The organism is Bacillus sp. SH5-2, assembly GCF_008368905.1.
Lineage (GTDB): Bacteria > Bacillota > Bacilli > Bacillales > Bacillaceae_G > Bacillus_A > Bacillus_A luti.
In genome coordinates, this window is the sequence record NZ_QOSD01000004.1 from 108,705 (window position 1) to 133,538 (window position 24,834).

Here is a 24,834-nt window from a genome sequence, read left to right on the forward strand (position 1 = left end):
TACATCTCCCCTCATTCAATTACTAGTAAATTCGAGCCAATTTGAAAATTAGCTTCCGTATGTCGCTTTATATCCTCCACTGTGTATGGGCTCATTAATTCTTGTAAAATAAGTCCATCCTGCGTCACTTCCATTACAGCCATATCCGTAATAATTAAATCTACACATTTCTTTGAAGTTAATGGCAATGTACACTCTGAAACAATTTTTGCATTTCCATACTTATCAACATGATTCATCACAACAACGACACGCTTCGCTTTTTGTGCTAAATCCATCGCTCCCCCAATGCCTGGAACACGTTTCCCTGGTACAATCCAGTTTGCTAAATCACCATTCTCACTCACTTGTAATGAGCCAAGAATTGTTATGTCTAGTAAACCTTTTCGAATCATTCCAAACGCTGTGCAGCTATCGAAATAACTTGCTCCTGCAATAAGAGAAGTTGGTAAACCTGCTGCGTTACATAAATTTTCATCTTCATTTCCTTTACTTGGCGTAGGCCCCATACCAACGATTCCATTTTCCGCATGAAACATGACGTTTATATCTTCAGGCAAATGATTCGGTACTAGCGATGGAATTCCAATACCTAAATTTACAATCATTCCATTTTGTATTTCTTTCGCAGCACGTCTAGCAATCTTATCTCTCACTTCTACGCCCATACCCATTTCCAATTCACTCCTTCCGATGGCACGATATAATTCACGAATACACCTGGAACCACGATTTCCTCTGGATCTAAACTTCCAAGGGGTACGATTTCTTCTGCTTCTACAATCGTTATATCCCCGGCCATAGCAACGTGAGGATTCATGTTACGAGCGCTCTTATCAAACACAAGATTACCAAATGGATCCGCCTTTTTCGCATAAACAATCGCAACTTCAGCCGTTAATGCTGTTTCAACTAAATATGTCTTACCATTCATTTCAACTGTGCGTTTTCCTTCTTCTACAATCGTATCAACACCTACATCAACTAATACGCCACCAAGTCCTACACCACCAGCGCGAATTCGCTCTGCTAATGTTCCTTGGGGAGAAAACTCGATTTGTAATCTTCCTTCGTTTAGTTGTCTTCCTGCATTTGGATTTGAACCAATATGAGAAGTAATTAATGATTTTACTCTTTCATTCGTAACAAGACGACCAATTCCTACATCAGGAAATCCCGTGTCATTTCCTATTAAATTTAAATTTGTAATTCCTTTTTCTAAAATAGCCTGTATTAAAGATGGAGGGGATCCAATCCCCCCAAATCCCCCAAACATTAATGTCATATCATCGTGGAATAATGAAATTACTTCATCTATCTCTTTTAATTTATTGAACGTATTTGTAATAGTTGTCATGCGATACTATGCCCTCCTTTTTGCATCATTTCTTCTACACTTTTTGCAAAAATTGAAAGTAATTCATCTAACTCGGAATATGTAGTTGTCATTGGCGGTGCTACAAGCAGTGCACTATCTTCTTTTCCTGCTTGCCCTGAAACAGCTTGGTATAAAAGAAGTCCATTTTTAGCTGCAACCGAAATAAGTTCAGACGCTTTTGTAAACGGTTGCAATTCTATTCCAATCAGCAATCCTTTTCCGCGCACATCAGCAATGATTGTCGATTGTTGCTGAATTTTCTGTAATCCTTTTATTAAATACTCTCCCTTTTCTGCTGTTTTTTCAGGTAGATTATGCTTCTCCATATATTCAATAACAGCTAGTGCCGTTGCTGCAGATAATGGATTCGCACTTAACGTATGCCCACTCATAACAGAACGTGACCCTCGTAAAATCGGCTCCATTACACGGTCACTTACAACCGTCGCTGCCATTGGTGTGTATCCAGCTCCTAAACCTTTACCAAGTGTCATAATGTCCGGTTCAACACCCCAATGCTCCATCGCAAACCATGCACCAGTACGACCAAGCCCAGTCATTACTTCATCAGCGATAAATAAAATATCGTAATGACTACAAATATCTTTAATTACTTTATAATATTCTTTCGGAGGAACAACCGCTCCTCCAGCTGCTCCGATAATCGGTTCAGCGATAAAAGCTGCAATATGTTCTGCACCAATTCTTTCAATTGATCTTTCTAGTTCAGTCGCACAAGCGAGCTGACAGGTTGGATATACCTTTTGAACGGGACATCTGAAACAATATGGAGCTGGGATAGTTGGATAATCTTCCAAAATAGATACGAAACGTTGTCTGCGCAAAGGATGTCCAGACATTGATAAAGCTCCCATCGTAATACCGTGATAGCTCATCCATCGTGACATAATTTTATGTTTACCTTGAATACCACGTTCCTGAAAATGCTGAATTGCGATTTTCATAGCTGTTTCATTCGCTTCTGTACCACTATTCACAAAAAAGCTCCAGTTCAAATCTCCTACACTTAAATCACTTAACTTCTTCGCTAATTTTTCAGCCGGCTCACTCGTAAACTGTGATCTATAAACGAAAGCAATCTCCTCTGCTTGCTTTTTAATAACGTCTGCAATCTCCTGTACACCATGCCCAATACCTGCCGTAATTGCTCCTGACGAACCATCAAAATATTTATTACCGTTCTGATCATACAAATAAACACCTTTTCCATGTGAAATCATTGGATACGGCTGACCAACAAGTGGTTTAATTAAGTAATCGCGCATAGCGCTCCCCCATTTCTCCAATTTGTATATATATATGAAGAAAATTGACGTTTCTTTCATAAAAAAGAATCCTCTGCAAAAGCAGTGAATTTATCAAAAAACTATTATAAAATATACAAATGAGTGCTAAATATTAATTTTAAAAACAGAAAATTCAGAACTTAAATCGAAGACCAACCCTTATTTATACGCTCAAATAACCCTCCCTTATATAAAGTTAACACTCTACTAAATATTTTTCTAACATAATGCCAGCTTCCCTCAAATGCCGGCATTGTGTAAACTTCGACGAAACTCCCTTTAAACTCCTTCCTATTCCCCTACTTTATATTGCATATTTTCAAACAAATCTCGACAATTAATCCTACTAAATGCATAGCAATTATTTTTAAAGAAACCAATATTTCACGTATATTCCCCTTCGTTTTATTCAAAAAAAAGAACCGATTAACCACATTAATCAGTTCGGCACGACGCTCTTTTTTCAGTTAATACCGTCACTTGCTAAAATAAATAGAAACACCAATACTTCAAATTTAAAATGCATCCTACAGCCTTTCGCACAAAGTTCTCCATAACTCCGTTCACAATTACGATTGGGATATCCTCACCCCAATGTCCCACTCCTTTCCTCATAGTCAAACTTTCTTTCCTTTATAATTTATGAAGGACAATTATCACTTTGTATGTGTATTTGCCTATAATTTAAAAAATCCCTAGTCTGACATGCTTTCAATTTACCGATTAATACTTAAAAAACAAGTTTTTCGCATAACCTCTTTCTCCCTTCGCATATAGTTTTAATGATGATAAAGGAGGAATGTTCATGTCTCAATCTGAAATCGAAAAATATGGACAAGAAGCTGCACGGTACGAACAGCTCGCTCGTTACTATCAATTTCATAATCCGAAAAAATATGTAGAACTATATATGAAATATTATGATGCAGTTACGAAACTTGTACAGGCATATGAAAAAAGAGATTCACAAGAAGCTGCTTTACCGTCACACATAAGATTTTTTCACTCTGCTCCAAATACACCTGCAGTTGACATTTTAGTAAACGGGCAAAAGGTTATTAAAAATATTTCATTTAAACAATTTAGTCCCTATTTAACATTAGTGCAAGGTAAATACCGTATAGATATTGTTCCTGTCGGAAATGAAACTCCCATCTTTTCAGCTTTAGTACCAATAATGGGAAATCACTCTTATACTTTTGCCGCAATAAATAGCGATAATCATATACAATTACAACCTATGCTTGATAATACACATTTACCAGCAGGTCAAGCAAAAATACGATTTGCGCATTTTTCTCCAGATACTCCTGTTGTAAATGTAGATTTAAAAGGTGGAGATCATTTATTTGAAAATGTACTCTTTAAACAAATAACAGATTTTTTAGAAGTTAGCCCTGGTACAGCAGACATTGAAATTTCACTTGCAGATAATAAAGAGGTTTTGTTAACTATACCGAAATTCAGCGTTGAACCTAATATTACTTATACAATTTCCATAGTGGGTTACTCCTCTAAAGATCCAAAATTAGAAACCGTTATTCTTACAAATTAAAACAGTCTACACCATTTATTTGGTGTAGACTGTTTATTTTTGAAATGCAATTTGAAATTCTGTCCAATCGTTATCTGAACGACACATAATGGACCCATTATGTTTTTCTACAATTTGTTTACATACAAACAATCCAATGCCAGTTCCTAACTTTTTAGTAGTTACAAATGGTTCAAAAATCGTTTCAACGTTTTCTGCCGGAATCATTGGTCCATTATTTTTTATTACAATTCGTATAGCTTGATCTTCCTCAAATACATCAATGATAATTTTCCGTTCTTCTTTCATTGATTCCAGAGCGTCAATTGAGTTCATTAAAATATTTAAAAATACTTGTCTCACTTCACTCCGATAGCCAACAAGTGGAATTGGATATGGCAAATTCTTTTCAATTGAAACATTTGCATTGACCAAACTCGGGTATAAGAATTGTATAATATCTTGAAACAAGTCATTCAGCCAAAACCGTTCCGACTCATTCCACATTTCTTTTTTCGACACGAGTAAAAATTGCGAAATTCGAAAATTTAATTGATCTAATTCATGTGAAATGATATCTAAATACGATAAACTAGGATGATCTGTTTTTAATAATTTGACAAACCCCATTATTGAAGTAAGCGGATTACGAAATTCATGTACAAAACTAGCCGACATTTGTCCTAAAATCGTCAGCCTTTCTTTATGTGTTTCATTAATATATTGCTGTTTTTCTTCTAAATTTCTCGTAATAATTTCCGAGTATTTTAAAACAGTATAATAAATTAATTTGTCAAAACAAGTATGTACTTGAGCCATTATTGGTTTTAGTTCACGAGCGCTTACATCTAATTCACACATCGCTTCAAAAAGTTCATTTCTTCCCACGTTTGCATTATAGACAAAATCCCCAATATTCGCATCTGCTCCCGCACGCTCAATAGCAATTTTCTCACACAATGGTTGAAGATATTCAATACCTTTATCTTCCATAGTCAGTTCAATAATTAACTCAAATAACTCTTCTCCATTTTGAACTACTTCTTGTTTAAATGGATCTTTTTCGGAAATTATCATTTTGTTTTTCCAGTTCTCTACGAATTGGTGCCTATTGTTTTTCAAGTACGTACAAAATACTTCTTTAATATCCTTATCGATTGGAAAAACCCCCCATTCCCTCCATTTCCATACGACGAATACCCTTTATATTTTGAATGTTAACACAAAAAAAGCATTTCGTTAATAGATTATTGTCACATTTTGTTAATATCTGTTGATAAAATTTTTTCACTTCTTAATAATTTGTTATATTAATAAATCCTGTTTTTCTTCTCCATGTTCAAACTTCATTACATATCATACGACTTTTTTGCATCCTGCCTCATTCTTGCGTACAATAGAAAATGAAAGGTGTGAAAAATATGGTAAATAAAAATGTGGAAGATTATCTCCAAGAAGGCATTTATGGCCAAAAGCAAAACAAACCAGAAGAACGTAATATGTATTTAACTACATTACGTGAGCGTATTGAAATCGCTTTAACAATCGGTCAAGTAATGCAAAGTAATGTATATACAGAAGTAGCGAGTAGCATGCGTCCTTCCCAATCATTACAAATATTCCTAAATGGTAGCATTGCTTACCCACATTTATCAAAATACATTAAATTAGCAAATGAAAAAAATGTTCCCTTTACAATTGTTCAAAATAAAGGAACAGAAACATCAATCGGTTTAGTATTAGCTCACAGCACTGCTGTTGACAAAGAACAGATTTATGTAGAGGATGCTATTTTCAAACAAGAAATGAAGTAAAAGGTACACTTTATTAAATGAAATCGTTCTGAAAAACGTAAAACACACTGTAAAAAAACGAGTATGGAATCGTAAACATTCCCTACTCGTTTTTTATTGTGATGCTTAAGTTCTATATACTTTATTTTTTAATACATACAAATTTCATTTCTGTCATTTCTTCTATTGCATATTTAATTCCTTCACGCCCTGTGCCACTTTCTTTCACACCACCGTAAGGCATATGATCTACTCTGAACGTTGGAATATCATTTATCATGACACCACCAACTTCTAACTCATCAATTGCACGCATTGCTTTAAACAAATTATTTGTAAATACACCTGCTTGTAGACCGTAACGTGAATTATTTACTTGCTCAATAGCCTCATCAAATTCTGTAAATGTATTTACTGTCATAAGGGGACCGAATACTTCTTGACACTGTACAGATACATGCTCTGGAACATTTGTTAATACAGTTGGTTCAAAAACCCTTTCATCACGTTTGTTACCACCATATAAAACGTTCGCTCCTTCTTTAACTGCTTCTTGCACCCAGTTATCGATACGCTCGACATCTTTTTTCGAAATTAAAGCTGATACATCCGTTTCCTCAATCAGCGGATCACCAACAACAACTGTTTCCATCGCTTTCTGTAACTTCGATAGAAATTCATCTATTCTTTTTTCATGTACAAAAACACGTTGCACTGAAATACAAACCTGTCCATTATTAACAAATGCTCCCCATTTTACACGTTCAATTATTTCATCTGTTAATTCTACATCTTCATCAATAATAACTGCAGCATTTGATCCTAGTTCTAACGTAACCCGCTTTAATCCCGCCTTTTCCTTAATTCCAATTCCAACTTTCGGACTTCCAGTAAAAGTAATGAACGCAACATCATCATTTGTAACTATTGCCTCACCAACAGTTGGACCGGGACCAGAAATAATATTTAAAGCTCCTTTTGGCAATCCTGCTTCTTCAAATAATTCTACTAATGCGTAAGACGATAGAGGCGTTTGATCAGCTGGTTTTAACACAACTGTATTTCCAGCAGCAATTGCAGGACCAACTTTATGCGCCACTAAATTCAATGGGAAATTAAATGGTGTAATAGCTCCTATAACCCCTATTGATTTTCGTATTGTATATGCAATACGCCCATCTGCACCAGGTGCTGCATCTAACGGCAATGTCTCACCATATATACGCTTCGCTTCTTCAGCTGCAAATTTGTATGTCTGAACGGTACGATCTACTTCTCCCCTTGCAGCACGTATTGGTTTTGCTGCCTCTTTCGCAATAATTTCTGCAAATTCTTCTCTTCGTTCATCCATTTTTTGAGCAACCTTCTCTAATATAGTCGCACGGTCGTATGCAGATAATTTATTCATTTTTTTCATTGCATTTTTTGCAGAACTTACAGCCTCTTGAACATCTTCTTCCGTTCCTTGTGCAATTTCCGCTAGCGTTTCTTCAGAATATGGTGCATATAATGGTTTATATGTGTTTACTGACTTCCAATCTCCATTTATGTATAAATGCTTTTTCATATTTCTTCTCCTTCCGAATATGTGCATACAATAATACTTCACCTAGTGAAAGGCTCGACTTGTGTCATTGTATCATAGCCCTTACCTCTCCAAAAACATTATGCTCAAAAAAAACTCTGCTATATAGCAGAGTCTACGAACTAATTTGTTCTTGTAACGGAATTTGTTTTTCATCTTCTAAAATAACAATCGATTCTACTTTTTTTGTAACTTCTAATCTTTTAATATAATGTCCATCTAATTCTTTCACACAAAACTTATAATTTTCAATTTCAATGGAATCCTCTTCAGCAATCTCTATGTTCTTCGTTAAAATCCAACCACCGATTGTATCAACATCATTATCATCAATCGTTAAGCCTAATAACGTATTCACTTCACTAACAAGTACTTTACCCTCTAGTATCGTTTTCGTTTCACTAACTTGTTGAATTTCTGGCTGTTCATCCGTATCAAACTCATCTTGAATATCTCCAACTATTTCTTCTAAAATATCTTCAACAGTAACAAGTCCAGACGTACCACCATATTCATCTATCAATATAGCAATATGCGTTCTTTCTTTTTGCATTTTTAAAAATAAATCATGAATTGGGATCGAGTCGATAACTAAAATAATTGGTCTAATATATTGTTCTACTTTCTTTTTACTAACAGCTTTATGCTGCACAAAATCTGTAAAAATATCTTTAAAGTTTACAAAACCTATTACGTGGTCTTTGTCACCATCAACAACTGGATATCTCGTATATTTTTCCTGAGACATTTTTTGCAAAGCTTCTTCAGCAGGCATTTCTTTACTTATAATATGCATCTCAGTTCGAGGTACCATTATTTCTTTTGCAATACGATCATCAAACTCAAAAATTTTATTTACATATTTATATTCAGACTGATTAATCTCGCCATTTTTATAACTTTCTGAAACTAACAACCGTAACTCTTCTTCTGAATGAACCTCATCATGTCCTTTTGGTGGTTTCAGCCCTAGCAACTTCGTAATGACTCGAGCTGATCCATTTAGGATCCAAATAAATGGGAATGCAGTACGATAAAAGAAAATTAACGGCTTAGCAACAAACAAACTTACTTGTTCAGCTTTTTGAATTGCAAATGTTTTTGGTGCCAATTCCCCAATTACAACGTGTAAAAAAGTAATAAGCAAAAATACTAAAATTACCGCAAAAATGTCTGCAAGCTGAGTAGAAATATTCCAATTTGAAAAAAGCGCGTCAAACATTTGCTTTAACGCAGGTTTACCAAACCACCCAATTCCTAAAGCTGTAACTGTTATTCCTAGCTGACAAGCAGATAAATATTCGTCTAAGTTTGTAATGACTGTTTTGACAGATGTTGCGCGATTATTTCCCTCTGCAATTAAATAGTCAATTCGTGAACTTCGTACTTTAACAATTGCAAATTCTGCTGCAACGAAAAATGCCGTTAAGGCAATTAAAACAATCACTATACTTATACTATATATGTCCAAATACTTTTCCTTACTTACAGTGTAAGCAAGGAAGCCACCTCCTACTTAATTTTATTCAAGTGAAGTAAGCATTCTAATACTCTAACAAAATTCTACATTAGCAACCACCTTTTTATATATTATATGCATACATAAAAAAGATATTTATCATTATGATAATCTAATTCATTTACCCTCGTCAAATCAAATTATTTTAACTCTTAAGACAAAATAATTTTATATAAACAATATATTTTTCACAATTAAATTTCGTGAAAAAACACTTTCTTTGCCGATTCCCCACTTCTTTTGTCACACTAGAAGGGAACTTACTTCATAGATCGAAATCATTCAACAGGATATATATAGGAGGGATTATTTTGGAATATAAAACACCATTTATCGCAAAAAAATTAGGTGTTAGCCCAAAGGCTGTTGTCCGGATTGCACAACAATTAAATCTTACGATAGAAAAAAATAAATATGGTCACTTTATTTTTACACAAAATGATTTAGAACAAATGTTAGAATACCATCGTTCTCAAATGGAACAGACTGAAACCACTCCACCTACTCAAAAAACATCATCCAGTGATATTGAAGAATTAAAAACTCAAGTAAACACAATTGTTCAAAACTCATCGTCAAATGATTTTGAACAACTAGCTTCTCAATTAAACACAATTTCTAGAAGGCTAGATCGTATGGAAGAGCAAATGCAAGATAAGGCAAATGATGTCGTTACGTACCAACTCTTACAACACCGCCGTGAAATGGAGGAAATGTTAGAACGAATTCAAAAGCTAGAAACCGCCCTCAAGAAAGAAGAACCAATCTATATTACTCCTGATTCAAAACCAACATATGAAAGAGAAAAGAAGCCAAAGCGTCGTAAAATGATTTTTAGTATATTTGGATTGTAAATTTTAGACCCTTATTTAAACAATAAGGGTCTTTTTTTTTATAAAGAATGATATCCTATTAATATCATTCTCTATACTTATACATATTCACTTCTCTTTATTTTGTTAACATAATATTTTTACTGTATTCTGCAATTAATGCTTGCGCATGAGCATTCCCTTGAATCACATCGCGAAATTCTTTTAAAGAATACAAATGTGTAACCCCTTTTCGAGCATGAATTCGTACTGGTACACCTTGTAAAGTATCATGAAACTGAAATGGATTATCAATCGGTTCAATTGGAAAACCGAGTGTAAGTAAATACATATACATTCTTTTTGTCACTGCTGCAATATACCATTCCGCTTTCGTTTCTAACGCATGCACAAATAAAATAGCTGTTAACCTTTTGAAATGCCCTCTCCCACGAGACGTTTTCGCAATACTTAACTTACCTATTTCATACACATTCTTCAAATCTTTCACTAATTCATTTTTAGAAAACGGATAGAAAAACTCAGAATTTGATTGTTCAGGTACCGTATACTTAATACATTCCACTGTACCAATGTGATGTTCATCTTCTATTAATAAAAATCGTGATGGATTTAAATTACGTTCTACAAACATTAAGTTTCTTTCTTCACAAAAATCTCCCCATAGTTGCTCGAACCAAAAATGTTCTTCCTTTGTTTGAACACGCTGGAACATATTTAACCGCCTTTCCCATCGCCGCTCTGTTTTGATAACGCTTTCACTATCTATCATATAAGAACAAACCTTCGTATGCAACTAAAAATATTTATGACTTATTATATTCTGCAAAATGAATTAAATTCCAACATAATCATCTTTTATCCCACATGCGCAGTTCTTTTCTCAACATTTGTGTCTTATTTTACAAATTCAAAACACATCGTACATCTGTCTATACAGCATATAATTCTTCTTAATCTAAAAAAATCCTTTATGAAAAAGGATTTCTTTTACTACTTTATACTTTTTAACCATTTATCAAAAATTTGAACCATTCCATGTTTTCCAGCTAATTTCTCTTCCCCTTGTTTCGTTTTATATGGATATAATTGCAAGAAAACACCGCATCCAGATTCAATTTTTTTACTATGCATATGACTTCCTGGATATACACAGATAACTTCATAAATTGCCCTTCGATGAAATACTCGCTTTCCATTCTGTTCTTCTACATACTTTATAGACCAGTACTTATACATTTGCTCAGTTGCTTTCGTATTTCCAACATGCTGAAAAATATTGTACATTGGACTATACTTTACTTCAATAATTATAGAGGATTTATATACGTATTTCCCCTCCACCCTTACATAACCGTCTAAGCGAATATCTGGCTTTTTTGTATCTTCACCATTATAAAAATTACTCCCCTTACTTAATGCAATAAGAGGATGTGTTTCAATTAAGTCATTAAATGCGACATGTACCATTATATCATCTTGATGTAAGACTACTGTCGTTCCATCTTGTAATCCATCTACATAAAAATGCTCTTGTATTTGTTCACGAATGGAATGCTTAGCTTCAAAACCAATTTGCTGCAGCATTGAAATAACGATAAAAAAAGCGTAATATTCATACACTAAAAACGTTGGTTTATATACAAATAGTAAAGACGGTGATTGTTCTGTATGTTGTGGAAGTAAATCTAAATGCTGCAGTAATTGCTGATGTGGTATAGGTAAATCATTCGCATTCATCTTACCCGTTTCCGAAACTTCTCTCCAAAATGGAGAATACATTAAAGTTTTAAAGTATTGTACACTTCCATGCACAATATGTGCTAATATTTTATACTCTTGTATTTTCACAGAGTTTTTCCGTACATCCGCTTCTTTTAGTAAATGTATATTTTTATATTTTTGCTTCTCTCTATCCGTCACAGATCCATTTCGCTCAATTGTTTGCATAATCGTTTTAACAGCTTGAAATTCTTCTGATTTTTTCTTTTTCGCTCTTTCTAAAATTTCAATTGTTTGACGTAAAAAACTTTCGGCTTCAAGTAGATACTGATAAAATTGCATCGCTTTAAATTTAATAAATGCATTTTCCTTACTATTTTTTTGTTCTATAAACTTGCGGTTATAATATTTTGCATAAGGTTTTCTTTCAGCCATTATGGTTCCTTTTCGCGTTGCCTTCCGTTCCTTCGTTTCCCATTTATATTCATGTATAAATTTAAAATTCGATTCTATCTTCTTAAAAATTTGCTTTATCTTTTTCATTTTTTGCGGCAATTTTCTTAGTAACACTAAATAAGAAGAATCCTCAATATCGCTTAGTGCAGAGAATGTCTTTTTATAATAGCCTCTATCTAAAATTAACTCATTTAAAATGGACTTTACATAGTTTTGAATCATTTCAAATTGATCATCAAAAAAATTTTTTGGTACGACTTGAAAAGCACCATAATACGTTTTATCTTCTATGCGCACTTCAAAATGATATAAACCACATCTCCATGGATAAAAGAACTCCGTTTTTCCGTGTTCATATATTAATACCTTTTGTTTTTTTTCATTTATTTCGTATTGTGACTCTTTTATATTTTTTTGCCCCTCATACACTTTATTCCATATAAAAGTTATATTGACTGGATTCTCATAATAGTAATGCAATCTAATCGGTTTTAATTCTTGTATTTTATAAATACATTGAACTAATGCTGTAGTAGATGTACAAAGACGATTTAATAAAATATGATCCCCTTTTCCTTCTGTCCCAATAATTAACTTCAATACAAAAGGGAGTGTTTCTTTCGTATCAACAATTTCTGTTTTATACTGCTCTTCATTTCGCATATCCATACAACTCCAGTTCTCTACGTTTTTCTCTTATATATGCTAAAGAGTGTTCAAATGTAGAGACTCTGTTTGCAAGTGGAGATTGCAAAAGAGGTACTAAAGTCGCTCCTCTTTTTACTTCTTCAGAAAGTAATGAGCCAACCGTCATTTCAGTCCCTCTTAATTTCGTCAGTACACGTTGCTTTATTTGTAAATCAAAACCCTCTTCCCTACTGATCATATAAGAATGATTATTTTGGAACGGTATATTTTGCAAGTAAGTAGCAATTGCATTTGCACATCGAAAAGATATTCCCTTTGACGCATCATGTGATGACAATACAACATGCAACTTATCTAATAGCTCTAACTCCTCCTCAGAAAACACCTCAATCATTGCTTTATTTCTAATCCAATTTATCCGAAATTCTCCCGCTGTTACTTTCAAAGGTGGTTGTAATACAACTTTCTCTTGTGCTATGCACATCTCACAAAACGGAATTTTTTGTAAAGTAATTAAATTTGTTCGATCTAATAATCGGTCGGAGAGCTCTTTCGTTGTTTCATCAAAATTTACAGTACCTACAAATATAATATTTTCTCCGATTTCAATTGTTGATGGAATTTGTTGTTCTTGTTCCTGCGCACCCTCATACAAATTCAACATACGATTTTTCTTTTCCAGTTGAAGAACAGATAAAAATGGAGTAAACCAATGCTCAATATGTGACATGTTCATTTCATCAAAAACGATTATATATAATTGATTTTGATTTTCCTTCGCTTTCATTAACGCTCTAACTAACTTCGTTTCACTTTCTATAAAAGTACCATTTGGATGAAGATATCCAAGTAAATCATGTGGTTCTTGGTACGAAGGAGAAATCGGAATCCAAATCAACTCTTCCCCATACTGTAATCCAAGTGCTTCTGCATAAGCTTGCACGAAACGTGATTTTCCAACACCTGGTATTCCACTAAGAATCGTTAACATATTTGTTTTCACACTGATATGAAAGTTATAAATATCCGTTTCATCCAAATATAGCCCCTTATTGCGCACCATACTTTGTACATACTGTAAAAAGGATAATTCACGCTCATCCCATTCCCATTCATCTTTTTGTACTTTTATATCCTCTATTTCTACTAACTTGCCTTCTTCAGTTACTCGTTTTTTCAATTGCTCATACACTTGATTACTTACAAAATACAATTGATCTTCTACCGCTATTTCTACATGCCTCATCCAATCATTAAAGTCTATATATTTGCATTCCCGGTTCTGTTCAAAATACGCGATGGAACTAATCGATGACTTTAATGATATATTTCCATATAACCTTCCATCGTGCCACAATAATTCGGGAGGCTCAAAGTCTTTCGGGAATTTTGGCATAAGAAATGATAAATAACCTTTACTAAGTTTTCGTTCTAAAGACTCTCCTTTTTTATAATCGGAAATTTTAGGCGCTGGAATCATTTTATAGCCAGTAGCTATTTCTCTCGGTTCTTCTGTACATATTAACTCCGCGTATACATTTCCTCTTTCATAGTAGAGACGAAACATGACCAATTGCTTTTCTAACTTTCTTTTCTTTAATTCCAAAAAGATTTTTTCATTTTTTTTATTGCTACATAAACCTTCAAATACATAATGTTCATTTTTAAATTGTTCTTGTAAAGTGAATGGTACCGGTGATAGACATTTTACAAAGAAATTTTCTCCATTCTTCTCTCTCTCCGCTTTTACAAATGTTCCGATAAACCTCATATAGTACATTCGTTTAATAAAGCTTGGCTGAAGAGCTTTATGTAATTTCACCTTAGTCACCTTCTTTTTTCATACTATTCTTAGTGTATGAAAGAAAAGAAAAACTAGAAATAAAAAACCTGACGTTATCCGCCAGGTTCATAATTAAAACGTATATTAATGAGAAGGAAATGCTTTTTTCTCCTGTAAAATAGCGTTGTGAGCAATTTTCATTTTAGCAAGTACGTATCGCAATCGATCTTCTGCATTTTCATCTTTATTTTGCTGTAATCCCGCTAAATTCTCTACAGCACTCGCTAAATTTTCAATCACTCCTCGTAGTTCAGGATGATGATTAAAAAAGGATTCTTGTACTAATACTTTCCTTAACTCGCTGGCCAAATCAATTATTCGAGACAACTGTTCTTTTTCTTCCATTTTCATCCCTCCTGAATATCTTATGTATTAAATATTCTCCAAACAAAGAAAAAAGCCCTTTAAATGAAAAGGACTTTTACATTTTTATATTTCCAGTCAATAACATATAAAGAGATGTGACAGCTGCAACTACAATTGCCCACATTACATATCTCTCTATACCAGTAAAACAACGATTCCCTTTTTCTTTTCTTGCATACATATAAACAATGATCCCGATTCCATATACGATTGAAACGAGCAATAAATTCTTCAAACCAGCTGCATAAATAAGCCATACAGAGTAAATAGAAGCAATTAAAGCTAGCGAACCGTTTTTTACTTTTGCATCTTTTAGTTCATTTGTAATTACCAATTTAAATTGGAATAACGCTGATAATAAATATGGTACTAAAATTGATGTTGATGCTATGAAATACATAATTTGATATGTTGATTCTGAAAACAGAACAATTATAAAGATAATTTGTGCAACACCATTTGAGATCCATAATGCCATATGCGGTGTTTGTTTTTTATTTGTTTTCGTAAAGACTTTCGGAAACACGCCATCTTTTCCTGCTACGTGGGAAATTTCAGAAACAAGTAAAAACCAACCTATTAATGTACCTACAAGTGAAGCAACTAATCCGATATTAATCGCAACTGCCCCCCATGATCCAACAACATGTTCTAATACATGTCCCATTGACGGGGTTTCTAAAACGGAAAGTTCTCCTCTTGTCATCGCTCCCATTGATAAAACTGAAATTAAAATATATATAGACATTACTAAAATTAATCCAAGTACTGTCGCTTTTCCAACATCGCGGCTATTTTTTGCTCTTCCAGATAGCACAACTGCTCCTTCAACCCCGATGAAAACCCAAAGAGTTACAAGCATTGTATTTTTCACTTGACCAAGTATAGAGGAAATTGAAATAGTTCCTTCTCCCCAAAAATCATGTGTAAATGTATCCCAGCGAAATGCTGTTACCATTACAACAATAAATAATACAATCGGAACTAATTTCCCAATTGTTGCGATCACATTCATAATTGATGCTTCACGAATTCCAAATAAAATTAGAAAATGAAGTGTCCATAATAAAAGTGATGCTCCGACGATAGACGCAACATTATTTCCGCCTTTAAAAATCGGGAAGAAGTAACCCAATGTACTAAACAACAACATAATGGTTGCGACATTTCCTAATATTCCTGCTAGCCAATATCCCCAGGCACTATTAAATCCAATATATTCACCGAAACCAGCTCGTGCATAACTATAAATTCCACCCTCAAGCTCCGGTTTTTGTCTTGCTAGCGTTTGATATACGAGCGCAAGTGGGATCATTCCCATCGCTGTAATACACCAACCAATTATTGTTGCACCACTATTTGCTCCTACTGCTAAATCATGCGGTAAGCTAAAAACACCGCCACCAACCATTGTTCCAACTACTAATGCGATTAATGGAAAAAATCCTAACTTCTTTTCTATTTGTACCACCCCATCTGTCATTCTAGGTGTTATGTTCGTTCAACTATTAAAGTCACCTTTTTCTCTAATAGACGTTTCTCTTATATTTTTTCAGGAAAACATTACTTATTCTAAAAGAAAATGAAGAAAAATGGAATACTTTTTTGAAAAAATGTATAAGTATGCACAAAAAAACCGTTCATTTTGTAATGAACGGTCATTTTAGACAGATAAATTTGTATATTTATTGTAAAATTAACGAAGTAACTTCTCTTTTTGTAAAAATTGTTTTGCGACACCTTCGCTACTTTTACCATTTACATTTACTTCATAATTCATTTTTCTCATTTCTTCATCTGTAATCTTTCCAGCCAATTTATTTAATACTTGTTCAAGTTCAGGATATTTCTCTAATGTCTCTTCTCTTAATAATGGTGCCCCTTGATAAGGCGGGAATAGCCCTTTATCATCTTTTAGCACTTTAAGTCCATATTGCTCCAACTCACTATCTGTTGAATATGCATCGATTACGTTAACATCCCCAGATTGAATTGCGCTATAACGCAGCTTCGGTTCCATCGTTTTAACATTTGAAAACTTATAGTTATATAATTTTTGCATACCTTTATAACCATCTTCACGATCAGCAAATTCTAATGTAAATCCTACTTTAGCATTTTGTGCAACATTTCCTAAATCAGAAATTGTATTTATATTATTTTGATCTGCTATTTTTTTCGGCATAGCTAATGCGTATGTATTGTTATACTCCATTGGCTTTAACATTTTCATATCATATTTCTTTTCCATTCCAATGCGAGCCTGTTCATATACTTCATCACGATTTGTGCTCTTTGGTTCTTCTTTCACAAAAGTAGATAGAGCTGTTCCAGAAAATTCAGGGTATATATCTATTTCTCCGGATTTTAACGCTTCAAATACAAATGCTGTTTTTCCAAGTCCTGGTTTTAATTCTACGTGTAAATCTGTATCCTGTTCAATAAGCTGCTTATACATATGAATTAAAATTTCTGGTTCTGATCCAAGTTTCCCAGCAATAACGATGTCTTTCTTTTGTGTGTTCCAAAGAAATGGCGCAGCGATCATTACAACAACTATACATATCGTTAATATAACACGCTTATACGAGCGTTTTGGACTCTCCAGCACACGAAGTACTATATCGAAGAATAAAGCGAGTAATGCGGCTGGTACAGCCCCTAAAATGATAAGCGCATGATCGTTTCGATCGATACCAAGTAATATGAGTTTACCGAGCCCACCAGCTCCTATTAGTGCTGCTAATGTAGCGGTTCCTACAATTAATACCATCGCCGTACGAATACCTGCCATAATAATTGGTAATGCAAGAGGAAGCTCTACCTTCCACAACCTTCTCCAGCTATTCATCCCCATCGCTCTTGCTGCTTCTATTAGAGATTCATCTAATTCCCGTATCCCTGTATATGTATTGCGTAAAATAGGTAATAGCGCATACACAACTAATGCGATAATGGCCGGAAGTTTTCCTATACCTACTAACGGAATTAATAGTCCGAGTAATGCAAGTGATGGCACCGTCTGCATAACTGCAGACGTCCCAATTATAAATTCAGCCATTCGTTCTTTTCTTGTTAATAAAATGCCAAGCGGCACCGCAATAATTACTGCAAAAAATAGTGAAATAAGTGATATTTGTAAATGCTCACTTAATGCACTTAATAATTCTATTTTTCGTTCTTGGAACGCTTGAATAAAATCAGTCACTGTTTAACCTCTTTCCTTCATTTGTTCAACAATATATTTAACAATATGACGACTTGTTAACATACCAACATATTGACCATTTTCCTCAACCGGCACTGATTCTTCAACTTGTAAGCGAACTAGTGCTTCTTGTAAAGAAGAATGTACAGATAAAGCGGTCCCTTCTACTCGTATACTATCGTCTAGTGGCAATACATCTTCTATATTCAGCCCCTCATACCAATGTCGTCCACGATTTCCAATGAACTCCTCTACAAATTCATTTTTCGGATTATGTATAATCCCTTCTGGTGTATCTAATTGAACAACTTTACCTTCTTTCATAATACAAATACGATCTCCAAGTGATAATGCCTCTTGCATATCATGCGTTACGAACACGATTGTTTTTTGAATCTTCTTTTGCAATTGTACGATATCCTTCTGAAGTTGTTCCCTACTTAATGGATCTAATGCGCTAAACGGTTCATCCATAAGAACAATTTTCGGGTTTGCGGCTAATGCCCGTACGACACCGACACGTTGTTTTTGTCCTCCTGATAATTCATCAGGCATACGATCGCGATAAACATCTGGATCGAGTCCAACCATCTGTAACAAGTCATCGACTCGCGCCTTTATTTCTTTTTTCGTCCATTTTCTCATTTCAGGAACAACTGCAATATTTTCAGCGATTGTCATATGCGGAAATAAAGCAATTTGCTGCAACACATACCCTATATCCCAACGTAATTCGTTTATATTATATTGTTGAATATCTTTTCCATCGATTAAAATTGAACCTTCTGTCGTTTCAATTAAACGATTGATCATCTTCATTGTCGTTGTTTTCCCGCAACCACTCGGACCAATGAGAACAAAGAATTCTCCTTTTTTTATTTCTAAATGCAATGAATCCACTGCTTTTGCGCCATCATCATACGATTTTGACACATGATTAAACTGAATCACAAACACAACTCCTTTATTGTTGTTTCCTTTATTTTGATGGAATATGGAATTCTTTTCAAATGATACGCTTTAAAATTAAAAAAGAGCTCCCATTTGAGCCCTAACGGTCGAACAATATTGTTTTCATTATTGCAGCATATTCACGCACATACATTTTTCTCTTAGAACGTATTGGTGTTTCAGCAGCTAATGCTTCCATCTTCATTCCTAAACGTTTTGCAATTATTTTCGTTCGATATAAATGATACGTATTACTTACAACTACTGCATGCTCTAAATCATATAAATCCATGCTAAACTTTAAATTTTCATACGTATTTGTAGAGCGATCCTCCATTAAAATACGACTCTCGTCTATACCATGTACCATTAAGTAGTTTCTCATACTGTGAGCTTCTGGTATATCTTCATCTTCTCCTTGACCACCAGAAACAATTACTTTCACTTCAGGATGAGAATATAAATATTCCAACGCTATATCTAACCGATTTTGAAGAGATAAAGATGGTTTATCTCCAAATAACTTTGCACCTAATATAAGAACGTATGGAGAGTGATGACTCAACTTTTCACGAGCAACTTTCTTCATTCGAAACGTCATATAAAGGATGTATAGTGGAGGTAATAATAAGATTATAAGTAATATCCATTTGTTCATATATATGTTTGCACTCCCTTTCTTTTTATTATATAAAAAAAGATTGGAAGGCAGAAGGTTTTTTAAACGATTGATTTATTAGAAACGTTCGTCCCTACTTTACGTTGTGAATATACATAATAAAGAGCAATTCCTAATGATAGAATCAATATACAGCTAAGTACGTAAAACGGGAGCATTACCCCAGCTTTAGATACACCAACTGTAAACAGCATTAATAATACAATTCTTATTCCTGTACCAATTAATCGAAATAAGCTGTCTACACGTCCCATTACTTCGTTTGGAATTTCCTCCATCATCAATACATTTCTCGCCACTCTTGTCCCCGCATTTCCAATTGCATGAAAAATCGCAAGTCCATATAACAACATTACGGAAGGTTCCATAATCATTACGGTAATTGAAATTACATATATGAGCATCGTTATGACGATTGAAACCTCTGTCTTTATATATTTCATCATAATTGGAATACTTATTCCCGCAAGAACTGCCCCGACACCGTACATCATACCTTCTATTGCGTATACAGATGCACTGGCTTTCAATATATCTGAAATATATACCGGGATTAAATAATTTGCCATCATAACACCAATAAACGGCATATAAGTCGCGAGTAAAAACCAGAAGAATTTCGGACGCTTTTGCATGAAGTAAATCCCTTCGAACAATTGCTTCTTAAATGTTACTTTCCTTTTCACTTCCTTTTTCTTTACGTACGGTATACATAAGAAAAGAAAGAATGCTCCTGCAAAAGTTAACATATCTACTAACAAGATCCATTTTAAAGAAATGATTTCAATTAGGAAGCTAGCAGCCGCTCCTGAAATAACTTGAGTTAACTGTCCTTGTATCTCCATTGTTCCACTTAAATTTTTATAATGTTCTGCTTGAAATATCTCTTGGTTGAACGCAAATATTGTAGGATAAAATAATAAATAGTAAAATGACCCTGCTATATATATAAGAATATAGTGAATAGAATGATAGGATTGGCCAGTAAATCCCCATATAACCATCATTCCTATAACAGCTATCCCAATACCTTCATTACATAATAATAAAGATTTTCTTGAAAAACGATCAATACTTTGCCCAATAAACGGTGTTAACAAAAACATAATAAGAGTTGAGATAATGGATACATAACCAAACGTCGTCTCTCCTCCACTCTCTTTAATTAACAACCACGGAATCGTTATCATAACAATACCGGAACCAATAGCTGATAAACTATTGGCTCCTAGAATGAAATACAAGCGTGAATCTTTATACAGAGATGACATATCACTCAACTCCTAATTGTTTTTTCACCTCTTTATATACGCTCATATATGCTTTTAATTCTTTAACAAGATCATGAATTAATGGTTTTGCATCTTCCCCAAGTTCACCGTCTTGCACATGAAGTCCATCAAGCACAACTTGTTTTGGGATTGCATTTGCGTATACCCCTCTAGCAACCGTACGCATACTATTTAATGCGTTAATTCCTCCTTTACCGCCTCCTGCAACTGCAAGTAATGCAACAGGTTTATGGATGAATTCACTACTACTTAAGTAATCTAACGAATTTTTCAGCGCTCCGCTCATCGCATTATGATATTCTGGTGTACATAGTACTACACCGTCTGCAGTTTTCACTAACGCTTTTAATTTTTTTACCGCCTCTAATTCACGTTGTGATTCTTCCCCATTATATAAAGGCAGTTCTTCTACTGCTAAATCGTATAACTCCCCTTCAAATTGATCTGCAATATATTTTGCCACCACTCGCGTTCTACCGAATTTTCTTGGTGTACCGTTAATAACAACTAGTTTCATAATGCTTTCTCCCCTTTGTTTTCAAGTTATACTTATATATTATCAGAAATTTCTATACAAAACACACTATAAAGAGTGAACTATGTTGATAAAATAGTATGATAGACGTAAAAAAGAACTCATACTTTCGTATGAGTTCTTCACAATTTACTTTCCCTCCTTTTATTGCCCAGTATACTTATGCTTCCTTTACAACTTTTTTAAAAAATAACAACATAGAATACATTGTTTAATGAATGAACGTTGAAACTATTCTTTCTAATAAAGAAACGATGGTTGATTGATATTTTTAAAATAGCAATTTCGTTAACTACGCATTATACACTTGCAAAAAAAGAAACTTGTACATATGTACAAGTTTCTTTTTAAACATCATTTTCTATTTTTTCACAACTTCATGTCCACCAAACTGATTACGTAGTGCTGAAACTACTTTTCCATGGAATGTATCATCTTCCTGAGAACGGTAGCGCATAAATAATGACATTACGATTACTGGTGCCGCAGCTTGAAGTTCCAGTGCAGTTTCAACAGTCCACTTTCCTTCTCCTGAAGAGTTCATTACACCTTTAATGCCATCAAGTTTTGGATCTTCTGCAAATGCTTTTTCCGTTAAGTCCATTAACCAACCACGGATAACCGATCCGTTCGCCCATACTTTTGCAACATCTTCATAATTGAAATCAAAATCACTTTTATCTAATACTTCAAATCCTTCAGCAATCGTTTGTAAATTGTAATACTTTATCTTTAGAAAATCCTTTTGCATAGCCAAGGCTAAAGAAGGAATATATCGTTGCAATTAATAAAGCAACAATCGGATCTCCTATGAAGTGTAATACTTGTGCAAGTTGACTCGTTTTATTTAACGCTACTTCCGCTATCGATGCACCTAACATAAGAAATACTGGAAGTAAAATTGTAAATAGCGTATTTCCGAAGCTAGGAAGTTCCTTCTTCTTATCTCTTTCTACAAATTGTTCAGCTACATCTAACGGCACTTCTTTATGTATACGAGCACCGATCCATTTCCTATAAAGCGGTCCTGAAATAATCGCAGTTGGAAGTCCGACAATTAATGCATATAAAATCGTCTTCCTGACATCTGCTTTAAAAATACCTACCGCTGCCATCGCTGCTGGATCTGGTGGAACAAGTCCGTGTACAACAGACAGCCCTGCTACAAGCGGAATACCAATTGTAATCAGTGATCCCCCAGTCTCTAACGCAATTGTAAATAGTAATGGAATTAATAGTACAAATCCCACTTGGAAAAACACTGGAATCCCTACTAAAAATGCAACAAACATCATTGCCCAGTGAACACGTTTTTTTCCGAAACGATCAATTAATGTGTTAGCAATTCGTTCAGCACCGCCAGATTCAGCCATCATTTTTCCAAGCATCGTTCCTAAAGCTAAAACAATTGCCAAAAATCCTAACGTACTTCCAAGCCCTGATTTAATAGAATCAATAATCCCTGGATGTTGTGGTGAAGTTGCAACCAAGGGCATCCCCATTGCTAGCCCGACTCCGATTGCTGTTAAAATTAATGCGACAAATGGATGCCATTTCACTACCGTAATAAGTAGAAGTAGTATGACAACTGCCGCTAGTACGATCCCAACTACCATTTCTCCCAATCCCCCTATTGTTTACGCTGGAAAGCAGCCATACAATCAAATTCTTCTTTTAAGCGATTGTAAAGTCGTTCATACATATAAAACATTTCTAAATATATTGCCGTATTTTCTTTATTAGGTACATGGTGATGAACAATATCAATCCAACCCTTTACCTCTTCAAGAGAATCAATCTTCCCTACTGCATATAAAGCAAGTGCCGCTGCCCCAAGTGCAGATGCTTCATGACTTTCAGGAACAAGCAATTCTTTCCCCATCATATCGGAGAGCATTTGTCTCCAAAATGCAGACTTTGCAAACCCTCCTGAAACACGTATTTCGGTAAGCGGCCCTGTACTATCACGAATTTCAAGTGCAACCGAATACACACTCATACAAACTCCTTCCATAACAGCTCGTATAAAATGCTCTCGTTTATGTTGAAGATTTATACCAAAGAATGTACCACGAGCGTTTGCATTCCAGTAGGGCGTACGTTCTCCAGATAGAAACGGTAAAAATAGCAATCCATTTGCCCCTGCTGGTACACTTTCCGCATACTTAATTAATAAGTCATACGGATCAATTCCAAGCTTCCTTGCTACTTCTTGCTCCGGACTACCAAATTCATCACGTAACCATCTCAGTAATATTCCGCCGTTATTCGTTGGTCCACCGATAACCCAGTGCTCATCTGTTAATGCATAACAAAACGTTCTGCCTTTTTCATCTGTATTAACACTTGATGAAATTGTTCGAACTGCACCACTTGTTCCAATTGTAATTGTAGCTGATCCAGGCGATATTGCACCAACACCTACATTTGCAAGAACACCATCACTCGCACCAATAACAACTGGAGTATCTTCATGAACGCCCATCTTTTGTGCTAACTCCAGTTTCATTCCCTATAAAATATATGTAGTTTGTACAGGTGTTGATAATTGTTCCAGTGACATTTGTAACATCGTTAAAACATCTTCATCCCAGTTTAATGTTTTTAAATTAAATAACCCAGTAGCAGAAGCAATCGAATAATCAACTACGTAACGTGAGAATAGTTGGTAAATAACATACTCTTTAATAGAGATAAATTTATAAGCACTCTTATATAACTCTGGTTCCTCTTCTTTCATCCATAATAATTTAGAAAGTGGTGACATCGGATGAATCGGTGTACCAGTTCTTCTATCATTCCTTTCGAGAGGACTCCCACCTCTAAACGTAAGTGAAGGTGGTGAGGTGAATCGAAAGAAATATTTTATTTTCAAGAAAAAAACGGAAACATATGTTCCTTTTTTGCTATAATATCCTTAACAAGGGGGTGAATAAAATGACAAAGGAAAATCCATCAAACTATAAAACTCTTCAAATCTGGATTAAAAAAGGGCATCGTATGTATTCTTATTTTCAAGAATCTTGTCATAACGCTAAGAATATGTACAACACCACAAACTTTTATATACGCCAGGTGTACACTGGATTAACACAAGAAAAAGAGTTGCAGCCTTTGCAAAAAGAAGTTCTGGATAATATTCATAAAAATATTGGTAAGATGAATGACACACAACTTCTTGCCTA

Annotated in this window: 18 protein-coding genes and 5 pseudogenes; 4 read left to right on the forward strand and 19 right to left on the reverse strand. The window is 34.5% G+C overall.

Going from position 1 to position 24,834, the window contains the following annotated elements; genetic code table 11:
• Positions 1–11 precede the first annotated feature (11 nt).
• From DN410_RS03945 to DN410_RS03955, 3 genes are read right to left on the reverse strand one after another with little or no spacing between them, the layout of a single operon-like run.
• A complete protein-coding gene (locus tag DN410_RS03945) occupies positions 12–674 on the reverse strand; it encodes a CoA transferase subunit B (RefSeq protein ID WP_149175430.1) in 663 nt (220 codons plus the stop codon).
• Complete coding sequence (atoD, locus tag DN410_RS03950; protein ID WP_149175431.1) at positions 659–1,357, reverse strand: acetate CoA-transferase subunit alpha; 699 nt, start codon at positions 1,355–1,357, stop codon at positions 659–661. Before atoD ends, DN410_RS03945 begins: the two co-directional genes overlap by 16 nt.
• On the reverse strand, positions 1,354–2,664 hold the full coding sequence (locus DN410_RS03955) for an aspartate aminotransferase family protein (protein WP_149175432.1): 1,311 nt from the start codon (positions 2,662–2,664) through the stop codon (positions 1,354–1,356). The genes atoD and DN410_RS03955 overlap by 4 nt, the downstream gene beginning before the upstream one ends.
• An 826-nt stretch (positions 2,665–3,490) precedes the next feature.
• On the opposite strand from DN410_RS03955, the gene DN410_RS03960 reads away from it, so the two are divergent.
• Entirely contained in the window at positions 3,491–4,240 is a 750-nt protein-coding gene (locus DN410_RS03960) for a DUF4397 domain-containing protein (RefSeq protein ID WP_149175433.1), read from the forward strand.
• 33 nt (positions 4,241–4,273) lie between these two features.
• Here DN410_RS03960 and DN410_RS03965 read toward each other — a convergent pair.
• Positions 4,274–5,408 (reverse strand): annotated as a pseudogene (locus DN410_RS03965) (BA2291 family sporulation histidine kinase).
• 232 nt (positions 5,409–5,640) lie between these two features.
• Between DN410_RS03965 and DN410_RS03970 the strand changes: the two are divergent.
• Positions 5,641–6,033, forward strand: a complete 393-nt coding sequence (locus DN410_RS03970) for a YueI family protein (RefSeq protein WP_149175435.1) — start codon at positions 5,641–5,643, stop codon at positions 6,031–6,033.
• 121 nt (positions 6,034–6,154) lie between these two features.
• Here DN410_RS03970 and DN410_RS03975 read toward each other — a convergent pair whose 3' ends face one another.
• Together DN410_RS03975 and DN410_RS03980 are read right to left on the reverse strand one after the other, a co-directional pair.
• Entirely contained in the window at positions 6,155–7,579 is a 1,425-nt protein-coding gene (locus tag DN410_RS03975; RefSeq protein ID WP_149175436.1) for an aldehyde dehydrogenase family protein, read from the reverse strand.
• A gap of 133 nt (positions 7,580–7,712) precedes the next feature.
• The gene (locus tag DN410_RS03980) at positions 7,713–9,068 is read right to left on the reverse strand and encodes a hemolysin family protein (protein ID WP_149175437.1); all 1,356 of its coding nucleotides are present in this window, start codon (positions 9,066–9,068) and stop codon (positions 7,713–7,715) included.
• A 359-nt stretch (positions 9,069–9,427) separates the two neighbouring features.
• On the opposite strand from DN410_RS03980, the gene racA reads away from it, so the two are divergent.
• Positions 9,428–9,970, forward strand: coding sequence for a chromosome-anchoring protein RacA (gene racA / locus DN410_RS03985; RefSeq protein ID WP_149175438.1), 543 nt, complete (start codon positions 9,428–9,430; stop codon positions 9,968–9,970).
• A gap of 97 nt (positions 9,971–10,067) precedes the next feature.
• Here racA and DN410_RS03990 read toward each other — a convergent pair whose 3' ends face one another.
• The 13 genes and pseudogenes from DN410_RS03990 to DN410_RS04050 form a co-directional block, all read right to left on the reverse strand.
• Positions 10,068–10,664: a hypothetical protein gene (locus DN410_RS03990; protein WP_071709525.1), complete on the reverse strand. Its 597-nt coding sequence runs from the start codon at positions 10,662–10,664 to the stop codon at positions 10,068–10,070.
• A 278-nt stretch (positions 10,665–10,942) separates the two neighbouring features.
• Entirely contained in the window at positions 10,943–12,790 is a 1,848-nt protein-coding gene (locus DN410_RS03995) for a hypothetical protein (protein WP_149175439.1), read from the reverse strand.
• Positions 12,780–14,597, reverse strand: a complete 1,818-nt coding sequence (locus DN410_RS04000; RefSeq protein WP_149175440.1) for an AAA family ATPase — start codon at positions 14,595–14,597, stop codon at positions 12,780–12,782. Before DN410_RS04000 ends, DN410_RS03995 begins: the two co-directional genes overlap by 11 nt.
• Before the next feature lie 105 nt (positions 14,598–14,702).
• Positions 14,703–14,963, reverse strand: a complete 261-nt coding sequence (locus tag DN410_RS04005; protein ID WP_149175441.1) for a LemA domain protein — start codon at positions 14,961–14,963, stop codon at positions 14,703–14,705.
• 76 nt (positions 14,964–15,039) lie between these two features.
• On the reverse strand, positions 15,040–16,467 hold the full coding sequence (arcD, locus tag DN410_RS04010; RefSeq protein WP_149175442.1) for an arginine-ornithine antiporter: 1,428 nt from the start codon (positions 16,465–16,467) through the stop codon (positions 15,040–15,042).
• A 213-nt stretch (positions 16,468–16,680) separates the two neighbouring features.
• Positions 16,681–18,192 carry an ABC transporter permease/substrate-binding protein gene (locus tag DN410_RS04015; RefSeq protein ID WP_149175443.1) on the reverse strand — a complete coding sequence of 504 codons (1,512 nt, stop codon included), beginning with the start codon at positions 18,190–18,192 and terminating at the stop codon, positions 16,681–16,683.
• 3 nt (positions 18,193–18,195) lie between these two features.
• Positions 18,196–19,143, reverse strand: a complete 948-nt coding sequence (locus DN410_RS04020; protein WP_149175444.1) for an ABC transporter ATP-binding protein — start codon at positions 19,141–19,143, stop codon at positions 18,196–18,198.
• 100 nt (positions 19,144–19,243) lie between these two features.
• Complete coding sequence (locus DN410_RS04025) at positions 19,244–19,801, reverse strand: YdcF family protein (protein ID WP_149175445.1); 558 nt, start codon at positions 19,799–19,801, stop codon at positions 19,244–19,246.
• A gap of 62 nt (positions 19,802–19,863) precedes the next feature.
• Positions 19,864–21,093, reverse strand: a complete 1,230-nt coding sequence (locus DN410_RS04030; protein ID WP_149175446.1) for an MFS transporter — start codon at positions 21,091–21,093, stop codon at positions 19,864–19,866.
• Position 21,094: 1 nt separating this feature from the next.
• Entirely contained in the window at positions 21,095–21,631 is a 537-nt protein-coding gene (locus tag DN410_RS04035; protein ID WP_149175447.1) for an NADPH-dependent FMN reductase, read from the reverse strand.
• Between the two features lie 379 nt (positions 21,632–22,010).
• Positions 22,011–22,364 (reverse strand): annotated as a pseudogene (locus tag DN410_RS04040) (hypothetical protein); the annotation flags it as partial.
• Positions 22,351–23,265: pseudogene (locus DN410_RS04045) on the reverse strand (GntT/GntP/DsdX family permease); the annotation flags it as partial. The pseudogenes DN410_RS04045 and DN410_RS04040, both read right to left, overlap by 14 nt.
• 14 nt (positions 23,266–23,279) lie before the next feature.
• Positions 23,280–24,443: pseudogene (locus DN410_RS04050) on the reverse strand (gluconokinase); the annotation flags it as partial.
• A gap of 143 nt (positions 24,444–24,586) precedes the next feature.
• On the opposite strand from DN410_RS04050, the pseudogene DN410_RS04055 reads away from it, so the two are divergent.
• Positions 24,587–24,834: pseudogene (locus DN410_RS04055) on the forward strand (RNA-guided endonuclease InsQ/TnpB family protein); the annotation flags it as partial.